2 protein-coding genes are annotated in these 1,705 nt (G+C 75.5%); both read right to left on the reverse strand.

Features of this window, described 5'->3' with window-relative positions:
- Positions 1-1,217: M48 family metalloprotease (locus ACFU99_RS42835; RefSeq protein ID WP_384403979.1), on the reverse strand; the 1,217-nt coding region annotated here is incomplete at its 3' end.
- A gap of 68 nt (positions 1,218-1,285) precedes the next feature.
- On the reverse strand, positions 1,286-1,705 hold a 420-nt coding region (locus tag ACFU99_RS42840; protein ID WP_384403982.1), incomplete at its 5' end, for a Pycsar system effector family protein.

A 1,705-nucleotide genomic window follows, 5' to 3' on the forward strand; every position in this document is an offset into this window, starting at 1 on the left:
GGCTCCAGGTGGCGCAGCCGGGTGTGGTAGTCCGGGTGCGAGGCGAGCAGCCGGGACAGCGACTCCTGCCGGGGCGGTCCCGCGGCGCCGGTGGGCTGTGCGGCCCGCATCGCCTGCTCGGCGGCTGTCTCCTCCTGGTGCATCTGGCCCAGCACCTGGACCAGCATCGGCGCGAAGCCGAGGGCGGCGGCCTGCTGGTCGGCCCGCAGCTCCGCCTGGCGGCCGACGGCGGCCAGCGCGTACGGCATGACGAGGATCAGCAGCGGAAGCCCGTACAGAGTCTGGACGGTGGCCATGGCGAGGCCGCCGAAGGCGATGAGCAGCATGCCGACGCCGACGCAGGCCAGGCAGCCGGAGGCCCGGCGGACGGCCGAGGCCGCGCCGCGCAGCAGCCGCCAGGCGACACGGCCGGGCAGCGCGTACCAGTAGCCGAGCAGCGAGGACCAGGAGTGGCCGCCGATGTGGTGGCCCAGCTCGTGCGCGAGTACGGCCGCGAGCTGGCCGCTCGGCAGCCGCTGCACGGCGAAGCGGGTGACCCCGACGATATGGCCGGCGGCGGCGACCGCGTTGAGGTGGTCGCTGTCCTCGATCCACAGCTCGTAGTTGCGGCTCACGACGCCCGCGCGGGTACTGACCTCGTGCCAGACGGGCTCCAGCCGCGCCCGCTCGTCGGGGGTGGGGTAGCGCAGCCGCAGGAAGTGCCGGGCGATCACGCTCTCGGTGGGGCGGTGGAACACCAGCACGCCGCTGACCAGCCAGAGGAGCACGAGGATCAGCCCGATGCCGCCGAGGAAGAGGGCGAGGAGGGTGACGACCAGCAGGCTGCACACGAAGTTCGGCACGTGCAGGAGCAGCCGGCTCACGGCGGCGGCGTCCGCGCCGCGCTGGTGATCGGCGAGCACGACGCGGCGCTGCTGGAAGCGCATCTCGTGGGGGTGGGGCGGGGGCTGGGACGGGGGCTCGGGTTCGGGTTGGGGCCGGGGCGGGGGAGGCGGCGGTTGCTGTGGCGGCGGCTGGTGTGTGTCGTGGGCGGGGGGCGCCTGGGGCGGTACGGGCGGTGGCGGGGCGGGCTGCTGGGGGTACTGGGGCGGAGGGGCCTGCGGCGGGGCCTGCGGGTACTCCGGCGGGGCCTGCGGGTACTGCGGGGGCCCCTGCGGGTACTGCGGTGGTGGTGGCGGTGGTGCGCCTGGGTACTGCGGTTCTTCCGGCGGTGTCATTGGGAAGTTCCTTCGATCGGCCCGGCCCGGTACGGGGGCGCGGACGAGAGCGGTACGTACGTACGGAGTCAGCCGACGAGCAGCGCGGCGGGCAGCAGCAGCGTGCCGCCGCAGAAGGCGACGAGCCCGGCCCGAATCCACTGGTGCTTGCGGGCGGCTATGCGGCTGTTCTCGGTGAGCGCGGCGACCAGCCCCGCGAGCGGGTCGCGTTCGGTGTCGGCGAGCGCGGCGGCCAGCCGGCCGAGGGCCGCGGCGCGCTGGATGTCGCCGAAGTAGCTGAGCCGTCGGCCGGGCTGCCACTGGCTGGCGCGGTAGCGCGGGAGCACGGCCATCAGCAGGGCGAAGAGCGACGCGGTGAGCGCCGCGACCCCGGCCCACCACAGGAACGCGCCCGGCCCCGACAAGGCGCCCGGCCGCCAGGACCGGCCGGCGAGCAGCGCGCTGAACACCCCGGCCGTCATGCCCAGCGCCGCGACGAGGACGGACGC

Source organism: Streptomyces sp. NPDC057654 (assembly GCF_042800135.1).
In the GTDB taxonomy this organism is placed as follows: domain Bacteria; phylum Actinomycetota; class Actinomycetes; order Streptomycetales; family Streptomycetaceae; genus Streptomyces.